The 20,902-nt window shown below is 63.6% G+C and carries 18 protein-coding genes and 1 pseudogene; 11 read left to right on the plus strand and 8 right to left on the minus strand.

The genetic code is table 11. The annotated features are described in order from the left end of the window. The first annotated feature begins 6 nt into the window (after positions 1-6). The 5 genes from WC729_RS29835 to WC729_RS29855 all read left to right on the plus strand — a co-directional run bounded on the left by WC729_RS29835 (position 7) and on the right by WC729_RS29855 (position 7,886). Entirely contained in the window at positions 7-990 is a 984-nt protein-coding gene (locus WC729_RS29835) for a ribokinase (RefSeq protein WP_372858477.1), read from the plus strand. Then, a complete protein-coding gene (locus WC729_RS29840) occupies positions 987-3,128 on the plus strand; it encodes a formylglycine-generating enzyme family protein (protein ID WP_372858478.1) in 2,142 nt (713 codons plus the stop codon). Before WC729_RS29835 ends, WC729_RS29840 begins: the two co-directional genes overlap by 4 nt. Before the next feature lie 43 nt (positions 3,129-3,171). Further along, complete coding sequence (locus WC729_RS29845) at positions 3,172-5,016, plus strand: glycoside hydrolase family 127 protein (RefSeq protein ID WP_372858479.1); 1,845 nt, start codon at positions 3,172-3,174, stop codon at positions 5,014-5,016. Then, entirely contained in the window at positions 5,013-6,182 is a 1,170-nt protein-coding gene (locus WC729_RS29850; RefSeq protein WP_372858480.1) for a CoA transferase, read from the plus strand. The genes WC729_RS29845 and WC729_RS29850 overlap by 4 nt, the downstream gene beginning before the upstream one ends. A 444-nt stretch (positions 6,183-6,626) precedes the next feature. Continuing rightward, on the plus strand, positions 6,627-7,886 hold the full coding sequence (locus WC729_RS29855; RefSeq protein ID WP_372858482.1) for a tyrosine-type recombinase/integrase: 1,260 nt from the start codon (positions 6,627-6,629) through the stop codon (positions 7,884-7,886). Between the two features lie 79 nt (positions 7,887-7,965). On the opposite strand, the pseudogene WC729_RS29860 reads toward WC729_RS29855, so the two are convergent. From WC729_RS29860 to WC729_RS29870, 3 genes and pseudogenes are all read right to left on the minus strand, one after another. Continuing rightward, positions 7,966-8,097: pseudogene (locus tag WC729_RS29860) on the minus strand (helix-turn-helix domain-containing protein); the annotation flags it as partial. Between the two features lie 34 nt (positions 8,098-8,131). Next, complete coding sequence (locus WC729_RS29865) at positions 8,132-8,347, minus strand: helix-turn-helix transcriptional regulator (protein ID WP_372858483.1); 216 nt, start codon at positions 8,345-8,347, stop codon at positions 8,132-8,134. Between the two features lie 513 nt (positions 8,348-8,860). Beyond that, positions 8,861-9,058, minus strand: coding sequence for a hypothetical protein (locus WC729_RS29870; RefSeq protein ID WP_372858484.1), 198 nt, complete (start codon positions 9,056-9,058; stop codon positions 8,861-8,863). 139 nt (positions 9,059-9,197) lie between these two features. Here WC729_RS29870 and WC729_RS29875 point away from each other — a divergent pair, with 139 nt between their 5' ends. Together WC729_RS29875 and WC729_RS29880 are read left to right on the plus strand one after the other, a co-directional pair. After that, positions 9,198-9,815, plus strand: coding sequence for a hypothetical protein (locus WC729_RS29875; RefSeq protein WP_372858486.1), 618 nt, complete (start codon positions 9,198-9,200; stop codon positions 9,813-9,815). After that, a complete protein-coding gene (locus tag WC729_RS29880; RefSeq protein WP_372858487.1) occupies positions 9,812-10,099 on the plus strand; it encodes a sigma factor-like helix-turn-helix DNA-binding protein in 288 nt (95 codons plus the stop codon). The genes WC729_RS29875 and WC729_RS29880 overlap by 4 nt, the downstream gene beginning before the upstream one ends. Positions 10,100-10,190: 91 nt before the next feature. Here WC729_RS29880 and WC729_RS29885 read toward each other — a convergent pair whose 3' ends face one another. Beyond that, complete coding sequence (locus WC729_RS29885; protein ID WP_372858489.1) at positions 10,191-10,700, minus strand: MucR family transcriptional regulator; 510 nt, start codon at positions 10,698-10,700, stop codon at positions 10,191-10,193. 145 nt (positions 10,701-10,845) lie between these two features. Between WC729_RS29885 and WC729_RS29890 the strand changes: the two genes are divergently transcribed. After that, positions 10,846-11,682: an NYN domain-containing protein gene (locus WC729_RS29890; RefSeq protein ID WP_372858491.1), complete on the plus strand. Its 837-nt coding sequence runs from the start codon at positions 10,846-10,848 to the stop codon at positions 11,680-11,682. Between the two features lie 8 nt (positions 11,683-11,690). Here the strand turns inward: WC729_RS29890 and WC729_RS29895 are convergent, their stop codons facing one another. Continuing rightward, positions 11,691-11,927 carry a conjugal transfer protein TraD gene (locus tag WC729_RS29895; RefSeq protein WP_372858492.1) on the minus strand — a complete coding sequence of 79 codons (237 nt, stop codon included), beginning with the start codon at positions 11,925-11,927 and terminating at the stop codon, positions 11,691-11,693. A gap of 22 nt (positions 11,928-11,949) precedes the next feature. Further along, positions 11,950-12,255 (minus strand): conjugal transfer protein TraD, encoded by a 306-nt coding sequence (locus tag WC729_RS29900; RefSeq protein WP_372858494.1) that lies wholly within the window; start codon positions 12,253-12,255, stop codon positions 11,950-11,952. 172 nt (positions 12,256-12,427) lie between these two features. On the opposite strand from WC729_RS29900, the gene traA reads away from it, so the two are divergent. The 3 genes from traA (at position 12,428) to WC729_RS29915 (ending at position 18,117) form a co-directional block, all read left to right on the plus strand. Continuing rightward, positions 12,428-15,364, plus strand: coding sequence for a Ti-type conjugative transfer relaxase TraA (traA, locus tag WC729_RS29905; protein WP_372858495.1), 2,937 nt, complete (start codon positions 12,428-12,430; stop codon positions 15,362-15,364). Between the two features lie 9 nt (positions 15,365-15,373). Beyond that, entirely contained in the window at positions 15,374-16,102 is a 729-nt protein-coding gene (locus WC729_RS29910; RefSeq protein WP_372858496.1) for a DUF6118 family protein, read from the plus strand. Between the two features lie 329 nt (positions 16,103-16,431). Beyond that, positions 16,432-18,117, plus strand: coding sequence for a hypothetical protein (locus WC729_RS29915; protein ID WP_372858497.1), 1,686 nt, complete (start codon positions 16,432-16,434; stop codon positions 18,115-18,117). Positions 18,118-18,131: 14 nt separating this feature from the next. Here the strand turns inward: WC729_RS29915 and WC729_RS29920 are convergent, their stop codons facing one another. Together WC729_RS29920 and WC729_RS29925 are read right to left on the minus strand one after the other, a co-directional pair. Further along, on the minus strand, positions 18,132-19,403 hold the full coding sequence (locus tag WC729_RS29920) for a surface lipoprotein assembly modifier (RefSeq protein ID WP_372858499.1): 1,272 nt from the start codon (positions 19,401-19,403) through the stop codon (positions 18,132-18,134). Between the two features lie 97 nt (positions 19,404-19,500). After that, a partial coding sequence (locus tag WC729_RS29925; protein WP_372858500.1) for a transferrin-binding protein-like solute binding protein occupies positions 19,501-20,902 on the minus strand: 1,402 nt, incomplete at its 5' end.

Genomic DNA, 20,902 nt, shown 5'->3' on the forward strand with positions numbered 1-20,902 from the left:
CCTGCCATGACCACGCGCCACGGCACCGTGCTGGTGGCGGGATCCGCCAATGCTGATTTCGTCGTCCGGGCGCCGCGCATACCGGCGCCCGGCGAGACGGTGCTCGGTGAGGACCTCGCGATCATCCCCGGCGGCAAGGGCGCCAACCAGGCGGTCGCCTGTGCCCGCGCCGGAGGTGGCGCGACGCGCATGCTCGTCGCGTTGGGCGACGACACGCTGGCGCCGATGATCGAGGCGTCGTTGCGCGCAGCCGGCGTGATGCTCGACGTCATAACGTCGGACAGGCCGACCGGGGCGGCGCTGATCACCGTGTCGCATGACGGGGAAAATGCCATCACCGTCGCGCCGGGGGCTAATGCGCAGCTGCGGCCAGGCGACCTGCCCTCGCTCGATGGGGTCAGTCATTTGCTGATGCAGCTGGAAACACCGCTCTACACGGTGATGGCCCTTGCCGTCGCCGCCCGCGCGGCTGGTGTGACGGTAATGCTCAATGCAGCGCCTGCGCGGCCGCTGCCGGAGGAGTTGCTGGCGACGCTCGACATGCTCGTGGTCAACGAGGAGGAGCTCGCGCGCATCGTCGGTGACGGCGGATCTGTCGCCGACCGTCTCGCTGCGACCGGCGTGCCCTGCGCGATCGTGACGCTGGGCGGGCGCGGCTGCTGCGCGCTGGCTGAGGGCGCATTCTTCGTGCAGCCGGCCTTTGCCGTTTCGCCGATCGACACCACGGCGGCGGGCGACACCTTTTGCGGCGTGCTCGCGGCGACGCTTGCCGCCGGTCATGACCTGGCACAGGCGCTGCGCACGGCTAGTGCCGCCGGCGCCCTGGCGACGACTCGCCCCGGCGCGCAGACCAGTATTCCGACAGCCGCCGCGGTTGCGACCCTTCTCGTCACGTCCGATGACCCCGGCCGGTCCGCCGCGCTGGCAGACTATTGTGGCGTGACCCCCTATCCCGGGGGCACTGACCCCCGCCTGCAAGGCACTTCATGACGCAGTCTCCGCACCGCACCAGCAGCGACATCAAATTCTCCCACGCGCTGACTGGCCCGTTCCTGCCACAGCCGGGCAAGGCGCCGGGCTGGCCCTTTGCGGATATGGGCCGCTGGAAGATCGACGTCGACGGCGCGATCGACGACTGGCTGCAGGGCCTGCGCGAGTGGCGCACCGAGCATCTCATCCGCATCGGCTTCGACGACGCGGTCTATCGCCGGCCCGAACTGGCCTGGGCGCAGCGCAACTTCGTCCATGTCCAGATGATGGCCGAGGACCGTTATCTCTACGATCCCGACACCGGCCGCTATACGGTCGATCGCTATCTCGACGATCTCGTGGCGCGCTATGGCGGGGTCGACAGCGTGCTGCTGTGGTACATCTACCCCAATATCGGTATCGACGACCGCAACCAGTTCGACCTGATCGAGGCGCTGCCCGGCGGGATAGAAGGCGTGCGCGGCATGGTCGACGATTTTCATGCGCGCGGCGTCAAGGTACTGCTGCCGACCATGCCATGGGACAATGGCACCCGCCCGCCCGGGAAGCCCGACTGGGAACGGATGGCCGATCTGGTCGTGGCGACCGGTGCCGACGGTATCAATGGCGACACCTATAGCGGCGTGCCGCGCGCCTTTCTCGAGGCCTGCGACGCACGTGGCCGCTCGGTCGTGCTTCAACCGGAGACGACCGCCCAGGCCGGCGACCATATCCTGTCGTGGAATGTGCAAAGCTGGGCCAAGCGCATTCCGACCGACACCATCCCGGTCGTGCTCAAGCTGAAATGGCTCGAGCCGCGGCACATCATCAACATCGAGAACCGCTGGGGCCGCGAGCGCAACAACGACCTGCAACAAGCCTTCTTCAACGGCATCGGCTACAATGCCTGGGAGAATGTCTTCGGCTTCATGAACCAGTTGACGCCGCGCGACGGCGAGACGTTGCGCCGGGTCGCGACGGTGCAACGCCGCTTCGCCCCGCTGCTGGTCGGCGCCGATTGGACACCCTTTGCACATACGCTCCAGGCGGGCGTGTTCGCGAGCCGCTTCCCGGGCGAGGGCATGACGCTGTGGACCATCGTCAACCGCAACGAATATGCCGTCGATGGCGAGCAGATCGCGCTGCCGCATGTCGAGGGCGCGCGCTATTTCGACGTCTGGAACGGTATTCCGCTGACACCGCGCATGGCCGACGGCCAGGCGGTGTTCGCCTTGCCGCTCGAAGGGCGCGGGTTCGGCGGTGTCCTCGCCGTGACCGGCGCGGTACCTGAATGGCTGTCCGGCCTTCTCGACACGATGCGCGGGCACGCAGCGACGCCGCTCGCTGACTATTCCGCTGCGTGGCGCTCGCTGCAGCAGGAACTGGTCGCCGTCACCCCGACCGCCCGGGGGGCACTGCCCAAGGGCATGGTCGACATTCCCGCCGGCACCTTCGACTTTGCCGTGCACGGCGTGGTGATCGAGGGTTACGCCGCCGAGGGCGTCGACGTGCAATATCCATGGGAGCCGAACGCACGGCGTCATCACCGCCACCGCCTCGACATGGCGGCCTTTGCGATCGATCGTTTCCCGGTCACCAACGCCGCGTTCAAGCTTTTCCTCGATACGAGCGGTTATCGTCCGAGCGACGCGCATAATTTCCTGCGCCACTGGCTGGATGGCGCACCGCTGGCGGGGTGGGAGAACAAGCCGGTCGTCTGGGTATCGATCGAGGATGCCCGCGCTTACGCCGCGTGGGCGGGAAAACGCTTGCCGCGCGAATGGGAATGGCAATTTGCCGCGCAAGGGACGGACGGCCGTCGCTATCCCTGGGGCAACGACTGGAATCCCGTAGCGGTGCCTGAACCGGCCTGCGGTCGGGAGATGCCGGTGCCCGCCGATGTCGACGCCCATCCCGCCGGCGCGAGCCCGTTCGGCGTGATGGATCTGGTGGGCAATGTCTGGCAGTGGACTGACGAATATCATGACGACCATGTTCGCGGCGCGGTGCTGCGCGGCGGCAGCGCCTATCAGCCCCAGACCTCGCACTGGTACTTCCCCCAGGCTTACGCGCTCGACCAGCATGGCAAGCTGCTGCTGATGTCTCCCGGTAAGGACCGCTCGGCGGGGATCGGATTCCGTTGTGTCGTCGATCGCTGACCGCGCCGTCACAACGGCTCCTGCCACGCCGCTGTCAGGGGCGATGGCGTTCGCTGCCCCCGATGCGGTCGCGCTGGGTGGCGTGCTCGGCGCGGCACTCGATGCCAATCATCGCGGCCGGCTGTCGCATTTCATCGTCGACGAGACGAGTCCGGCGATCGCGCTGTTCGACCGTGCCGAGACCTGCTGCAACACCGCCGGCGACTGGTATGGCGAGCATGCCGGCAAATGGCTTCAGGCGGCGACACGTGCTGCGATCCGCACTGGCGACAAGGGGCTGCTGGACCATGTCCGCCATGTCGCCGATCATTTGATCGCGCTGCAGGACAGCGATGGGTATCTCGGCAATTACGCACCCGAGCGTCGTTTCACCCGGCCGCAACCGGTCAGGCCCGAAAGCTGGGACGGCGCTCCCGCCATGCGCACCTGGGACATCTGGACTCATAGCTATCTGATGCTCGGGCTGCTCGAACTGGCCCGCCATACCGGGGAGCGGTCCTACCGCGACGCCGCCGCGCGGATTGGCGATCTGGTATGGCGCACGCTCAGCGAAGGGCGGATCGCGATCACTGATCTCGGCAATCATTTCGGCCTGTCGGCGAGCGTGGTGATCGATCCCGCCGCCGAGCTGTACGCCGCGACCGGCGAACAACATTATCTCGACCTGGCGCGGCTCGTGCTCGGTCAGATCGATCGCGAACCGCGCAACGCGTTGCTGGCACGCGCGTTGGCCGGGGCTGACGCCTCGGAAATCGCCACCGGCAAAGCCTATCAATTGCTGTGGAACCTGGTCGGCATCGCAAAGCTGCACCGCGCGACGGGCGACGACGACTATTTTCACGCGGTCGAGCATCTGTGGCGCAACGTGCGCGACCATCATCTGACGCTGGGCGGCGGGCCATGGGGCGGCGTCGCGCACCGCTCGCGCGAGGTGTTCAATCCCGCTGGCGTGTTCAGCCCCTATGGCTATGTCGAGACCTGCTCCACCATGGCGTGGATCCAGCTCAACCGCGAGCTGTTGGCGATCACCGGCGCGGCGCACTTTGCGCAGGAAATCGAGCGCACCGCCTATAACGACCTGCTCGGCGCTCAGGCCCAAGGCGGCGAGGACTGGTGCTATTACAGCTTCCCCAACGGCCGCCGCGTTCACACCACTTATTGGCGCTGCTGCAAGTCGAGCGGGGCGATCGCGCTCGAGGAGCTGGCGCCGGTCGCGTACGGCGTGACGGCGGACGGTGCCGTCGCGGTGAACCTGCTCGGCCCGTCGGTGGCGACGCTGGCGACCATTGCCGGCGCGGTGACGATCGAGCAGCGGACCCGCTACCCATTCGACGGCGCCATCGACCTGCTGGTGACGCCGGAGCCCGCCGAGGCCTTCGCGATCGATATTCGCATTCCTGACTGGGCCGAGGGCGCGACATTGGCCGTGAACGGCGTGGCGGTGGCGGATGTGATTGCCGGCCATTATGCCCGCATCGCCCGGATCTGGCAGGCCGGCGACATCGTGGCGCTGCGCCTTCCGCTGGTACCGCGCCTGCACCGCGGCATCGCGCGCAACGTGCAGGAATCGCTAGCCCCGGGCGGCGAACCAGTGCGGCAGGAGGTGCTGCACTTCGACTATGCCGCGGTCACTCTTGGTCCGCTGGTCTATGCCACCGGCCTGATCGATGGCTTCAGGGTCGAAGAGACGATCCGCCTGCCCGAAACGCCGACGCAGGAATGGCTGACCGTCATTCCTGCAACCGGGGAAGCGCCGGGCGATACGGTGCGGGTGATCCCGCAGGGTCGCGCGCCGATCGACTATGTGCCTTATTACCGCGCTGGCGGCGTCGCGGACGGCAGTTGGCGACTGACCTGGCTGATGCTCGCACCGGAGGGTTCGTCATGACCACGCCATCGCTGTTCCACAGCGCGCGGCGCACTGGCCCGGCCGGGCCGCTCAGCGGGGTCAAGGTGCTCGACCTCAGCGCCTATATCGCCGGTCCCTATGGCTGCACCCTGCTCGCCGACCAGGGCGCGGACGTCATCAAGGTCGAGCCGCCCGGCGGCGACAATCTGCGCCAATATCCATCCACCCTGCAGGGCGAGAACCGTGCCTTTCTCGGCGTCAATCGCAGCAAGCAGGGCGCTGTGCTCGACCTGAAGAACGCAGCGGACCGGGCCGCCTTGCTCGCGCTCGCAGACGAGGCCGACGTGCTGGTGCATAATTTTCGCCCCGGCGTGCCCGAGCGACTGGGGATCGATTTCGACCAGCTCAGCGCCCGCAATCCCCGACTGATCTATTGCGCGGTGACCGGCTATGGCGAGGAAGGGCCGCTGCGTGACCGTGCCGGTTATGATCAGGTGCTGCAGGCGATGACCGGCATGTGCGTGCTGCAGGGCAAGCCGGGATGTGAACCCGAGCTTACCTATGGTTCCCCGGTGGACTATTATGCCGCGGCGCTGGTCGCCGCCGGGGTCGCCTCGGCGCTGTTCGAACGAGAACGTAGCGGGCGCGGGCAGTTCGTCGGCATTTCCCTCCTGCGCAGCGCGCTGACCATGCAGTCGGCGCGGCTGATCTGTGCGGAGGGCGAGACGCTCGACATTTGGCGCGACATGCGTTCAGGCGGCATTACGGGCCTCTATCCGACCGCCGGGGGACATCTTTATCTTTCAGCCAACACGCCGCGCTTCTGGCACGCGCTGTGCCGGCTGACCGGCCTGACCGAGCTGGGCGACGACCCGCGTTACGACAGCGTCAGGAAGCGCGCCGAGCATGCCGGCGAGATCGTGCCACGTCTGAAGGAAGTCCTCATGACGCGTGATGCGCGGGCATGGGAGGAACTCCTGGCCGATCAGGTGCCTTGCTCCGTTGCGCGTCCGGTTGAGGACATGTTCGATCATCCACAGGTTTTGGCCGAGGAGCTGATCGAGCCGATCGCGCATGACGCGCTCGGCAGCTATCGCGGCGTGACGCGGCCGATCAAATATGGGCGCACGCCGGGACCCGATCCGTTTGCCGCGCCCCTGCTGGGACAGGATACCGTGCGAATGAAGCGAGGGGCGCCTGACTGAGTAGAGGCCGTGTGCCACCCTGATCGTCATGTTTGCACGGTCGATCGCCTCCTGTTCCTCGGCGCGCGGGTCGACGCCGGCATCCACGCGCGCGTTCAGGTCGGCCGCCTATTCCCGGGCCGCCGCTATGCTGTGTCGAACTTGCGGCGCTGATTAATTTAGGGGATCAATGGCTTAAGGCCGAATCCTGAGGATGGATGGTGCCGGTTGCAGGAATCGAACCCGCGACCTTCGGTTTACAAATTTGCAAAACGACAATTTTTTCACATGTACCAGCCTGTGCCACCTTGCGCCAAGCGGTATTATTTTGGTTTTGTATCAATAGTTTAGCTTGTAACCATGGGTTGCAAGCTAGATCAGCAAGCGCCAGTCTGTCCCGCTGTCAAACCCCCAGAAAAACCCCCGGATCGGTCAATCAGACCGAAGGTGGGGATAGGAGGCAAAGTGGCAAACAGCACCAAGGAAATCCTTACGGCGCGCATGACTGTCGCGCAGATCGATGCAATCCGGCCGGGCCTGACCCGTCGCATGGTGAGCGATGAGCTTGTGCACAACCTGTACCTGAAGATCGAGCCGGGTGGTGCGAAGTCTTGGCTCTACGATGCTGCTCGCCTTCGCGGGCAGGGCGAGGGTCGGATCAAACTGAAACTTGGCACCTGGCCTGCCATGGGGCTCGCCGACGCGCGCGATTCCGCTCGCGACCGCAATGATGAACGCGATCGAGGCGACGATCCGAGGACGCTACAGGCGGAGCGGGAAGCGGAGGCGAAGCGTGCTCAGGCCGACACCGTCCGCGCAGTGTTTGCGGAATGGGTTATGCATAAAAAGCTCGCCAAGGAGGGGCTGAAATCGCTCGCGGAGTATGAGCGGCTCGTCGGCAAGAATGTTCTCCCGCTCTATGGCGATACGCCGATTTCGAGCTTCACCAAGGCCGAGGTGCGCGAGGCGATCAAGGTCATGCAGCGTCGCGGTTCGGCGAGCAGCGCAAATCGGTTGCTCGTGCTCATGAAGCAGTTCCTGTCATGGTGTTCGCGCGAAGACTATGTCGAACATAACGTCGCGGCCGACCTCGTTACCACGCGGGAGGAAGGCGAGGGCTCGCGCGAACTCTCGATTGCCGAACTGGCGACGCTCTGGCGTGCCTCGGATCAGCTCATCGAGGATGAGCGGGATTCCATCCGCCTTTTGATCCTGACCGGCGCACGCAAGATGGAGGCGCTTGGCGCAGCGAGCGCGGAGTACCGCAACGGGCTTTGGATGATACCGGGGGACCGCGTTAAGAATAAAGATCCCCACGTCCTGCCACTCGGCGCGTTGGGTAAACCGATCTTTGAGGCGCGCGCCAAGCGCAAGCACCTGTTCGCCGAATCCATCTATCCCAGTATGATGCCCGATCTGGCCGCGAACGCGCTGGCGGCGATGGAGTGCCTGACGGAGGAGTTCGTCGAGCACTGGACCCTGCATTCGATCCGCAAGGGGGTACGAACGGCACTATCGTCCGACGAGATGGATGAGATGGGGGAGGTTTTTTCCGAGAACATCGCTGAAATCGTCCTCAACCACAGCCTTGGAGCGTTGAACCGCAAATACAACAAATCGAGATACAAACGTCAGATTGGTCGAGCGCTCGCGGCATGGGAGCGTCTGCTATCGCAGGAGATCGCGAAGCAGACCGGCGGGAATGTGATCCAAATTGCTGGATAGCATGGATCGCATGCCCGCGAGGCGGACAAGGACGCCAGCCCCATGGCGTCCGAGCCAATGCCGCTCCGCGTTGTCGCCTGACGAGATCGTGCAGGCTGGCGGTGGTGATGCGGGTGGATTTGCCGAGCTTTACCGCCGCGACTTCACCGGCCGCGATCAACTCGTAGAGTTTGGTGCGGACGATGCCGATCATGCGCGCGGCGTCGTTCACGCGTACTCAGATCGGATCGGGAAAGGCGCGGCGGTTAACGTCCCGCGCTCCCGACACGATCCTCGCGGTACATCGCCGGATTGGCGATCCAGCGATTGACGGCGGACTCGTGCCAGCCAGCGCCGTGGATGCTGATCCGCACCTTATCGGGAAAGGTACCGTCGGCCATCTTGCGGTAGAGGGTCGAGCGGGAAAGGCCGGTGCGGTCGAGAACGGTCTTCAAACGAATGATACGGTCTGGGTTACTCATGGGCTGTCTTTCACGTCATGATGTTGCACGCGCTCCCACCGATAAGCATTGGATATCCGTTCGCCCCGGACAAGAGCCGTTCCAGGGCACCCAAGGGCCGAGCGCATGACTATCGGCGGAGGCTGGCGGCGCCTGGCGGTGAGGGGCGGCGAATAGCGGAAACCGGCGTAGTGAAATCGCGCATTGCGATTGCCGCAGATTCTTTCCCACTGTGTCCCAACCTCATGCCGATAAACGCCTTTCGGTCGCACTTCTTGCGACCGGGCGTTCGGTTCAGGTCGAGTCGTTCACGGCATTCACTCCAATCAGTGGAGATCTGCCCGCCAGAGGTCAGGCTGCGTCAAAACCTTCCCGCACCGCAAGAGGGGAGGCACTGAAGTGCCGGTTTGCGCATATGATGAGCAGCGCGCCACGAACGCGGCCTCTCGGGACAAGCGAACCGAGCGATCCGCACACGATCCGGCCATCATGCCCGGACGGAACACAGTCGAGATCAGCCTTGGGCTGCCAGCCTTAGCTTGACCGGATGGATTGCCCGTCCAGCTTTTCCAACCGCTCGACTTCACGCTCAAGCACCTCGCGGATGAATGCGGCCCTGCGCTGCCGCCCGACCAGCTTATCGATGCGCGCGCCGAGACCCTCCGGCAGGCGAATGTTGGTCGATTTTACGTTGAGCGGCGGTCGTCCCATGCCCGCGTCGTAACCAAGCATGGGGTGCGTTCAATCGGAAGCCGAATAAGCGGCACCGGTTATTGATTATTTCCTGCCATTCAAGCTATAAGCGGTGCCGCTTATTGTTCTTGGGGCGTTGTGGACCGCCTTCGAGAAAGCAGACGAGGAAGGCAGGCCCATGACCGCAGGCAATCTCTCTCCCGATGATTCGTCGGTTGCTTCCCGCACGTCACGCCGCGCCTTGTTGCGGACGCTGACCGCAACGCCGGTTGCGGTTTCCGTTGTGACGTCGCCTTGGAGCGAGGCATTGGCGACACTTCACCGGGAGCATGACGACGAGCCGGCGTTGCTCTGCCGCAGCAGGGAAGGGCGGAGCTTGAGCAGGGTTCGCTATCATCGTGCGGAGAGCTTCTTCGAGACGCTCGAAGCCGGAATTCTCACGAGTAACGCCGAAACCCTCTATTATTCCGGGATCGTCGCCCAACTGGCCCTGAGTGGCCATTTGCTGGACATCGGCTTTGAGGATAAATGGTGCGCGCGCCATATCGGCCTGCGTGTCGCCAAGTCTCTGGCCTACGCCAACGCGACCGGGCTGGGCCATGAGTGCCCCGGCATGGGGCGACTGGCGGTGGTGCTCACGCCTTACTGGAAATGGAATCAGCCGCCCCGTTGGGGCGAGCCTGAACCGGATGACGGCGGGTTCACGGCCGATCAGATTCGGCCGCTGCTGCGCGCGCTGCTGGACCACGTGCACCGCATAACAGGGCATCCTCGTCCGCGCGGGTGGCGGCGATGATCGACCCCCAAGCCCTTCGACGCGCTTTTGATGCGCTTCCGGAGCGCACGCGCAAGGTGTTCTGGCTTCATCGCGTGGACGACCTGTCCTATGCGCAGATTGCTGAGCGACTGGGCATCACCATTGAGGAGGTTCAGACCGAAATCGCAAATGCGCTTTACGGCATAGACCGCCTGCTCAGGGACGTCGCGCCAACAGATCGCGAGCCGCCGGCGGCAGGCCGGACGAACCGATCACGAGGCTCTCACCGCTGCTGGTGGAGGTGGTGGCGCCGCTATTGGTGAGCGCGATTCCCCCGCGCCCGGTATTCCGATGTGAAGGCGCTGTTAGTAGCGGCTGGCGCCGCCCGATCGATATCGGGCGGCGCCGGCGGAATCAGGCTGACTTGGCGGTACGGGGCGCGCGCTTTGGCTTTGCCGCTGGGGCAGGGGCTGCCGCCGCCGCTTTTGCCTGCCGGCCCTTCTGGCCGAGCCCGATCCGATGTGCCATCGCCCGGCGCGCTTCTGAATAGCTTTCCGCGACCATCGGATAATCGGCCTTCAGATTGTAGCGCTGGCGGTACTGTTCCGGCGTTAGACCATGCCCCGACAGATGCCGCCGCAGGGTTTTGTAAGGCTTTCCGTCGATCATCGAGATGATGTGATCTTTCGACGCGAGCGACTTGCGCGCGGTGACGGCCGGCGTGAATTCTTCCACCGGCGCCGCGTCTTCTGCGCCCGCTGCCGGTGCTGACGATCCAGCCGCAAGTTCGGTCACGGTCGCGTGCATTGTGCGCAGGAACGCCGGCACGTCTTCGGCCGCAACCCGGTTGTTCTGATTGCCGAGCCAGGCGATCGTGAGTTCGGCCGCAAGCTCGACCGCGTTCAAGGTTGTTTCTTCCGACATGAGTATTTCCTGATTCGTTGGCATAGGAGGCGAGCATCTGCTCTGCTTCGGGCGCGCACCTTTAATGGATGTTTTGCGCGTGTCGATGTTCAGGCTTGTAGTCTATCCCGATAGCCACGCGATGATGTGGACGAGATCGAAAGGCATGAACGAACCAATGGATAATGAGGATTGCCCGCGCGGCACATCGGATCGCAGGATCGCATTGCTGATCGACGCCGATAATGTGTCGCACAGCAACATCGCGGCGATTCTGGCCGAGCTTTCCAAATACGGCACGGCCAACATTCGCCGGGCCTATGGCGATTGGGCGAGTTCGGGCCTCAAGAACTGGAAAGACAAGCTACACGATTTCGCGATCCGACCCATTCAGCAGTTCAGCTATTCGACGGGCAAGAATGCGACCGACATTGCGCTGGTGATCGACGCGATGGAGTTGCTTTACACGCAGAAGCCCGACGCCTTTTGCCTCGCATCGAGCGACGCGGATTTCACGCCATTGGTGATGCAGTTGAAAGCCAACGGACATGAAGTTTATGGCTTTGGGGAACGCAAGACGCCCGCGCCATTCGTCAACGCCTGCACGACCTTCCTCTTTCTCGATAGCCTGGACGGTCCGGCGCAGGCCACGACCTCCAGTGAACCAGCGGTAAAACCCAAGGCCAAGCCGAAGTCCGCGGCCAAGGAAAAAGCGTCCGGCGATACGAAAACGGCCAAGCCCCTGGCGCAGGACACCGCGCTTGTAACGGTCTTGCGCGGCGCTGTGGATGCCTCCGCGCATGAGGATGGATGGGCGGCCATGTCGGCAGCGGGGAGCGCCGTCAAACGGCAAGCCCCGATCGATCCGCGCAACTATGGCGTAAAGAACTTCCCAGCGCTCTTTGCCGCCACCGGCCTGTTTGAGATCGTGAAGACGGCGAACGGCCAGAGCTATGTTGCCGACAAGCGCAACAAGGACCGGACGCCGCAACCGAATCGATAAAGCGGAGATCAATCGTCCGGCGTTTCCTTTTCGGCCTCGAACGCGCGCTTGCCCTTGCGCTGCCAGAGGGCGAGGGCGTTGCCGCGTTCATCACCGCGCAGCATGTCCGCCACGGTGAGGAACGCGCCGTAGAGCGTAGCGCGGTCATCGTCTGTCAGATCGACCAGCCCCGCTTTCACCACGAGGCCACCCAACTCGATCAGATGCCGCGTTCGCTCGCGCCGTTTCACGACCCATTCGCGCAAGTCGGTCCGCGCCTTTCGTGCTTCAAGCCGATGCCGCGCCGCCGTCGAGCGGTAGAGTGCCGCCCGGTTGGCGTTGAGGTCCCGGCGCAGGCTTTCGTGCTTTGCCTTGAAAGAACGCCACGCCCCGCTTGCGCCAGCCCTCCTTTGTCGCCGCGTCCTTCGTGGCGACAGCATCGAGCAGCACCCCGGCGAGCAGATCGGTGTCGAGCGCATCGGCCCCCGTCGCCGCGACCAGTTCGCCGAGTTGACGCACCCGGCGTTCCTTGAGTTGACGTGCCTTGTCCGCAAGGGCTTTGAGTTCCGAATCGAAGTCACGGGGTTTGCGCATCGAAAGTCTCCATTGAGAGATGATGCAGACATGATAATAGAGGGCAGGGCGTAATGCTGTAGAGTCGCCGGGACAGTCTGGTACTACCCGGTCCCTCACCGGAATTTTTCGAGTGAGGGCGCGCTTATACGTCGTGCCGACGTCGCTGCTGAAGTGTAGATGGATTGCCGTCATGGCGATCTACCATTTCAGCGTGAAGGTCATCAGCCGCGCCAGCGGCCGCAGTGCCGTCGCGGCCGCCGCCTATCGCTCGGCATCGCGGCTGCATGACGAGCGGCTCGATCGCGACCATGACTTCACCAACAAGTCGGGCGTCGTCCATTCGGAGATGCTCCTGCCCGAGGGCGCGCCGGAGCATCTGTCCGATCGCGAAAAGCTCTGGAACGAAGTCGAGGCGTTCGAGAAGCGCAAGGATGCCCAGCTTTCTCGCGAAGTCGAGTTCGCCATTCCCCGCGAGATGACGCATGCACAGGGCATCGAGCTTGCCCGCGATTTTGTTGCCCAAGAGTTTGTCGATCGCGGCATGATCGCCGACCTCAATGTGCATTGGGACATCGGCGCGGACGGCGAGCCCAAACCCCATGCCCATGTCATGCTCACGATGCGCGAGGTTGGCGAAGACGGGTTCGGCGCGAAGGTGCGCGACTGGAACCGCACCGAACTTGTCGAGCAATGGCGCGAGCGGTGGGCGGATCATGTCAACGAGCGCTTGGCCGAACTCGATATCGACGCGCGCATCGATCATCGCAGCCTTGAACGTCAAGGCATCGATCTTGAGCCACAGGACAAGATTGGTCCGGCGGCGCAGCGCATGGGCGAGCGTGGCCTTGAATCCGAGCGGATCGAGGATCACCGAGAGATCGCGCGGCGCAATGGCGAACGCATCATCGCGGAACCACGCATCGCGCTCAACGCGATCACCCACCAACAGGCGACATTCACCCGCCGCGATATGGCGATGTTCATTCACAGTCATTCGGACGGCAAAGAGCAGTTCGACGCCGCGATGAGCGCAGTGCGCGGCTCGCCTGATCTCGTTGCCTTGGGCAGGGACGGGCAGGGCGAAGATCGCTTGACCAGCCGCGAGATGATCGAGGCCGAACAGCGGTTGCAGCGCGCGGCCAGCTTGATGGCGGAGCGCGACCGGCATGGGCTCCCGACAACAGCGATGGACCGAGCCATCGATGCTGCCGGGAGTAACGGCCTTATTCTCGAGGGGGATCAGAAGGCCGCTCTCTCCCATATAGCGCGCCCAAGCGATCTTGCCATCGTGGTTGGCTATGCCGGCACCGGCAAGTCGGCGATGCTGGGTGTGGCGCGCGAGGCATGGGAAGGCGCCGGGTTCACAGTGCACGGGGCGGCGCTGTCCGGCATCGCCGCCGAGGGTCTGGAAAACGGCTCCGGCATCGGCTCGCGCACCATCGCCAGTATGGAACATGGATGGGCGCAGGGCCGCGACCTGCTCACCGCGCGCGACGTGCTGGTGATCGACGAAGCGGGCATGGTCGGCACGCGCCAGATGGAGCGGGTGCTGTCCCATGCCGCCGACGCAGGCGCGAAAGTCGTATTGGTCGGCGATCCGCAGCAATTGCAGTCGATCGAGGCGGGGGCGGCATTCCGGTCGATCCATGAGCGGCATGGCGGTGTCGAGATTACCGAGGTTCGCCGGCAGCGCACCGACTGGCAGCGTGATGCAACCCGCCATCTCGCCACCGGCAGGACCGGCGATGCGATCCACGACTATGGCGAGCATGGCATGGTCCATCCGGCCGCCACACGCGACGACGCGCGCGGCGACCTTGTTGATCGCTGGGACCGGGCGCGGCAGACCAATCCCGGCGATACGCGCATCATCCTTACCCACACCAATGACGAGGTGCGCGACCTCAACAACACCGCGCGCGGCCGGATGCGCGACGCGGGTGAGCTGGGCGACGATGTGCGGGTGAAAGCCGAGCGCGGCGAGCGGCATTTCGCGTCAGGCGACCGTGTGATGTTCCTGCGCAACGAACGCGGCCTTGGCGTGAAGAACGGTACGCTGGGCACGATCGAACAGGTCAGCGCGCAGAGCATGGCCGTCCGCACCGATGATGGGCGTGTCGTGGTGTTCGACACGAAGGACTATGGCTATGTCGATCACGGCTATGCGGCCACGATCCACAAGGCGCAGGGTATGACCGTAGATCGCGCCCATGTCCTCGCCACGCCCGGCATGGACAGCCACGGAGCCTATGTCGCGTTGTCCCGCCACCGGGATGGCGTCGAGCTTCATTATGGCCGTGACGACTTCGCCGATCAGTCCCGGCTGGTCCGCACGCTATCGCGCGAACGCGCCAAGGACATGGCGAGTGATTACGAACGTGCCGATCCGGCGCAGGCGTTCGCAGAGCGGCGTGGGATTACATTCCGCGAACGCGTTGCCGAGATCATCCGCAAGGTTCCGGAGAAGGCGCGCGGGATCTTCGACAATTTCAAGCCGAAGATCCCCGCGACGCGCGAACAGGACATGTTCGCGGATTTTCAACCCGAGCGGCAGGAACCGGCACGGCAGGAACCGATGCGCGCCGGTGGACAGCGCGGCGCGGTCGAGCGCTATGCCAGGGCGCTGGATGAGATCGAGCGGATGCGCGGGTCAGGCTCGGCCGCCATGCCGCACCAGCGCGAGGCGCTGGAGCGCGCCAGAGAGGCATTGGACGCCATCCGCCCCGATGCCTCAACCGATTTGCGTGCGGCCTTCAGGCACAGCCCAGAGCTTGTCCGTGAGGCAGCGGAAGGCCGTAGCCAGGCAGCAATGCGCGCGATGCAGCTTGAGGCCGAAATCCGCATCGATCCCGTTCAACGTGCCGACAAGTTTGTGGAAGGGTGGCAGCAGTTGCAGCGTCACCGCGAGGACTTGCAACACGACGGGGATTTGCGGGGCGCGCGCAAGGTCGGCGGTCAGATGGCGGGTATGGCGAAGAGCCTTGAGCGCGACGCGCAGGTGGAATCACTGCTGCGCGGCCGACGCCATGAACTCGGGATCGGCACTGACATGGGCCGCAAGCTGGCCCACGACCTCGCCGACCATGTGTCTTTCGAACAATCCCGCAGCCTTGGAATTGGCCGATAGGAGGAAGAAATGCCCGACGAACAATCTCTGTTGAACGAGCAAGAGCCGGTAGCGGAAACTGCCGCGCAGGCGTTCGCGCGCCTAGATGGCCGGATCGCGGTGATGTCCCGCGCGGTCGAGCACCTGGCGGCCGAGCGGGCGAGCATAGACGTTCCAGACTACAGCGCCACGCTCGGCCAGATGAACACACGGCTTGCTGCCATCGCACAAGGGCTGGCGGGCATTGCCGAAAAGCCGGCCATGCTGTTGACACCGGAAGGGCTGGCGACGCGGATGGACGCGGCGGCGGAGAAATCCCGCCGGGCCGACAGCGCAACGCTTCGCGAAGCACGGGAGGCCCATCAGGAAGCGGCGAGGATCATCCGCGATCTTGTCGGCGTGGTCCACCAAAAGCGCGAGCGGCGCGAGCGCCTCTTATGGACCGCAGGCGGCAGTATGCTGGCCGGATGCCTGTTGTGGTCGTTCCTTCCCGGCGTGGTGGCGCGCACACTACCCGAAAACTGGCATATGCCCGAGCGCATGGCGCGGCATATGGTTGGCGAGCCGACCTTGTGGGAGGCGGGCACCCGGATCATGCGCGCGGACAGCCCAGGCACTTGGCAGGCCATCGCGGACGCTGCCGAAATGCGCCGCGACAATCGCGAGGCGATTGACGCTTGCGAACAGGCCGCCAGCAAGGTCAAGCAACCGGTGCGATGCACAATTAGGATTAGGGCCAAAAGCAACGCTGGGAGTTGAGTGTTGCGTGGTCATCACCAGTTCACGAACGTTCGCGTTTCACAACCGAATTCTTCGACGCGACTGGAGCATGCTGACAAGGAATCCATTTCTGGCCGTGATGAAAGCGAGCCGGTTGTCGCGGCAACGGCGCCCGCCGTCTGCGGCGGTCGCGCTTCAGCAGATATAGCAACCGACGGCCAAACCAAAACGGGAGCGTGCTACCGGAAAGGCGAAGCGCCTCAAGCTTGCTGCGCGCCTCGATTTGATCTGCAAGGGTTGCCAAATGAGGCGAACCGACAGAGACAAGCGCAATTCTAAGAAGTCCGGCTAGGCGAAAGGGCTCTTGAGTGACGCAGCCGACGGCGCCTTCTGGCCAAATCGTCAACAACCAGGTCAAGCTGGTGGTATGGGACCTTGACGACACATTCTGGCAAGGCACGCTGTCCGAGGAACCGATCACCCCGATCCAGAACAATATCGACCTCGTGATCGCACTGGCACATCGCGGCATCGTTTCGTCGATATGCTCCAAGAACGAGAAATCTTCGGTCGAGAGCGAACTCGGCAGGATGGGCGTCTGGGAGTATTTTGTCCTGCCGAGCATAAGCTTCGCCTCCAAGGGCCGTTCGATCAGGAACGTGATCGACGCCTTGCAGCTTCGTCCCGAAAACGTCGTGCTCATCGACGACAATCCCTCGGTTCTGGCCGAAGCCGCTTTCACTTGTCCCGGAATCATGTGCCTCGACAACCCGTCCAGGCTCGCCGCCCAGATGGATTGCACTCATCTGCAAGGCTCGGCGGACAGCGATCTGACCCGGCTGAGCCACTATCGGCTGCTCGCTGCCAGGTATGACAGCAAGCTGAATTCTGACGAGGGCGACGAGGAGTTCCTGCGCCAGAGCGAGATACGGATCGACATAGACTATGAGGTCGAGTCCCATTTCGACCGCATCATCGAGCTCATCAACCGCTCGAACCAGCTGAACTACACAAAAATCAGAATTGTGACGGACGAGGACAAGGACGCATTTCACCAGTCACTCGACGCCTTCGGGTTCAAGGCCGGGATCGTCAGGGCGTGGGATAAGTATGGCGATTATGGCGTGGTCGGGTTTTTCATGACCCTTGCCACCCTGCGGGAGTATAAGCTCGAGCACTTCGTGTTCTCATGCCGCATCATGAACATGGGGATTGAGCAATTTGTATATGATTTTCTCAATCGACCGACCATCGATGTCGTGCCGCCGGTTGCCACGCCGATCGATAAATATCCGGCCGTCGACTGGATCGAGATCGGCGCGAGCCACGAGATCGTCAGCAAGCTGCGCCAGCAACGGATCGTTCTGATCGGCGGCTGCGACATGTTGCAGTTGTCGACTTATTGCTCCTCGCAATCCGTCGAATTCACCAACCGGGACAATGACGGGATCATCAAGCGCTTGGACGATCCGTTTCTGATCCTCGACGATCCAGAGCTGGTTTGCGCGAGTCCGATGCGATCGATGATTCCGGCTTTCGATCACGCCGACATGGCCGACTTGCGCGCCGCTGTCAGCAACGCCGATGCACTGATCCTGTCGCTGTATCGGATGATGGAGATCAACTATTTCAGGGGCACGGACGGTCTGATCGTCAGGTTCGATGAAGACGCCGTGAAATCCATCCTTCAGGGCGATCGCGCATTATGGTTCGTGCGCAATTTTCATTTCGTGGAATATTCGCATGCGGAACGACAAGGTTTGGTGCGGGCCTCGCTGGAGTGGCTCTCGGAAAATTCCAGCGAAGAGTGCAAGATCATCGTGCTGCTCGAAAATATCCGCAGGCTCGATAAATATCCGGACGAGATTTTTCACCGCGCAAGTTACAACGAACTGATTACAGATCAGGCTAGCAAGATAGAGAAAGTTCAATTTGTTGACGTCAACCAGGCAATCAACGAGAGATGGCTATTTGACGACGGCTTCCACATGAAACGTCAGGGCTATCATGAGCTTGCCGCTGGCATCAACGAATTGATTGACGGCGCTAGTTGAGCGCTGGCGACGCGTCAGAAGGCGCTGGTAACCCCAATCTCGACGCGGCTTCGGGAAAATTTGTAGAGCGAAATCGAACTGTCGTTGCGCGTGTAGGTATAGGCGATGCGCGGCGTGAGCCCGTGAATGTCGATCCGACGACTCAGCAGCGTTAGCTGGCCGCTGTATTGATGATCGATGCGGGTCGCGTTGAACGCTGCGAGCGGTGCGTCATAGCCGATCCGCGTATAGGTCGGCGAGAGACCGATCGTGATCCCGCCTGCGATCTCGCGGACATAGGTGACGCCAAGCTGGTACGAGTGATTAGCATAAGCCGGCAGGCGCGCGTCCAACTGACCGACCTGGACGGCGGCGCGTACGAAGCTGGCCGGCGTCGGCGTATAGAAGAGATTGAATGCGACATTGCCGCCGTCGCCGCTCTGGTCGGGATTCGCGACATATTGCAGATGGAAGAGATTGAGACCGACCCCAATTCCGACGCGCCGGTTCAGGAAATAGGTTGCGTCGGCATTGCCGCCTGCGATGTTAGTATAGACACGGTCGCCATACCAGCGCCGCGCGACGTTGCCGAGAAGGTTGAATTCCCATCGACGCAGATTCACTCGTGGACCGGCATAGAAGCCCAGTGTCATGTCGTCGAAATCGGTCACGCGATATTGCGCGCGGTGAAGCTGGGTCCCGATCCGGAACTTCACCGTCTTCGACAGGCGCGGCGCCCACTCGGCGCCGCCGTCGACGACCAGCCCCACCCCGCTGTTCGCCTTCGCATTCTGCGACAGCTGGAACGGTAATCCATAGAGCGAGACCGTGTCGGTGGCCGGACCGGCATTGAGATTGGTATCGGGCGCGACCGCCAGCGAGAAGTTGAACGTGAAGGTCTTACGGCTCCGAATCGCGAACAGATAATTGTCGACATTGTGGATCACCGCGGCGGGCAGCTTGCCAGCCCGTGCGAACCGGAACTGCTGCTCGGCATTGGTATAATCGCCGCTCTCGAAGAAGGTGCGCCCCAGTTCCAGACGCACGCGGACGGCGGTAGGCTCATTGACGAGGATACGATGGAACCGTCGGATCGCGCTCTCATAATCCTTATCCTGGCGATCAAGCAGCGCCAGTAGGAACTGGGTCTGCGTGTCGCGCGGACGTTGCTTCTCGAGTTGTTCCAATCGCGCCCGCGCGTCCGCTAACCGTCCGGCGGCGATCATCTGCTCCGCTTCATTGACCTTGCTGGTGAACGTCGCGTCGGCCGGATCGACCGGTCCGGTATTCGGCGCGGCGTCCGCCACGGACACCGTGAACAGCAACAGGCAAGGGACGATCAAGATGACGCTGCGCCCGACCATCGTGAAGCGGCGGCGGGACGCGTCCCGCCGACCGCCATTCTCAATGTCGCGACTGACGATAGCGCGCCAGCGCGGCCTCGCCTTCCTGGCGCATCATCGCGAAATCGGGCGGCACATAGCCGATGCGGGCATAATCGACGCGCATCAGTCCCGAGTCATCGACGATCACCGCATCGGCATAGCGCGCGTCCGCGAGCAGATCCTGGGCCATTACGCCCGTGAAACGATGCGCGCCGCCGCTATAGCGCCAGCCATACAGCTTCAGCCCGTTGGGCAGCGCGCCCAATGGCTCGACATCGACCTTCAGTCGGCGATCCGAGGGCGCCTGCTTCGCGCCGAACGAACCCATCAGCGTGGTGTTGTTGGCGCCGCCCGAAAGGTTGAACACGCCCGCCACCTCGTTCGCGGCCGGACCGTAGAACCCGCCCTTCATAGTCCCGGTCGCGCCGGCGATGTCAAACGCCGATCCCGCGCTGCCGGTCACGCTCGCGGTGCCGCCAAAGGTAGAGCCGCTGATCGTGCCGGAAACGCCGATATTGTTGATCGTGCCGAGCAGCGTCTGGCCCGAGCCACCGTTGTTGACGCTATAGGCGTTGATCGCGGTGATCGACCCGGTGACGTTCCCGGTGGCGAAATTCGCTGTCAGACTGGACGTGCCGTAAAACTGGGCCGCGTTGGTGCTGTTGGTGGCGACCGGCTGGATCACATAGCCGGTCGCCCCGCCAGTATATGCCGCGGTGCCGGTCGTCGGCATGGTGGCGGTCAGCGCCTGGCCCGGCTGGGCGCCGCCGTATGTGCCCGCATAAGCGGGCGTGCAGTTCGAATTGTTGTTGCAGGGGTTGAGGCTCCACACCCCGAAGGATGAATATTGCAGCCCCACCACCGGGGCATAGTTCTCGAACGACCCGCCTCCGGCCGTTGTAACCGCCGGGTCGGTACTGCTTGCGATCGTGTAATCGGCATTCACGACCCCGGTCTGGCCGAGCCTGGTGCTGTTGCTATTGTAATTGTTGCTGCCACCGAACGTCACTGTCACCACGCCACCCGGCGTCGTGTAGCTGGTATGCCCGGTAAAGCCGTTAGGCGTGGAATCCGCCGTCACCGTCGTGGTCGCGACTGCGCCGTGCAGACCGGCCGATGGCGTCGCGGTGAGGTTGGTGCCGGGCGTGCCGCTAAGAGCCGCAGACTCGGTGAACACCGCAGCGGTCCCGGTGGGAGGCGTCGGCGTGGGGGTCGGCGTCGGCGTGGGGGTCGGCGTCGGCGTGGGGGTCGGCGTCGGCGTGGGGGTCGGCGTCGGCGTGGGGGTCGGCGTCGGCGTGGGGGTCGGCGTCGGCGTGGGAGTCGGCGAAGACCCGCCCGCTGCCGCTGCGGCTATCCCGCCGGCCGCTGCTGCGGCGAGGACGAATTTCACCGCGCCGCCTCCACCATGGCCCGGGCGACGC

This window comes from Sphingomonas sp., from assembly GCF_041661825.1.
In the GTDB taxonomy this organism is placed as follows: domain Bacteria; phylum Pseudomonadota; class Alphaproteobacteria; order Sphingomonadales; family Sphingomonadaceae; genus Sphingomonas.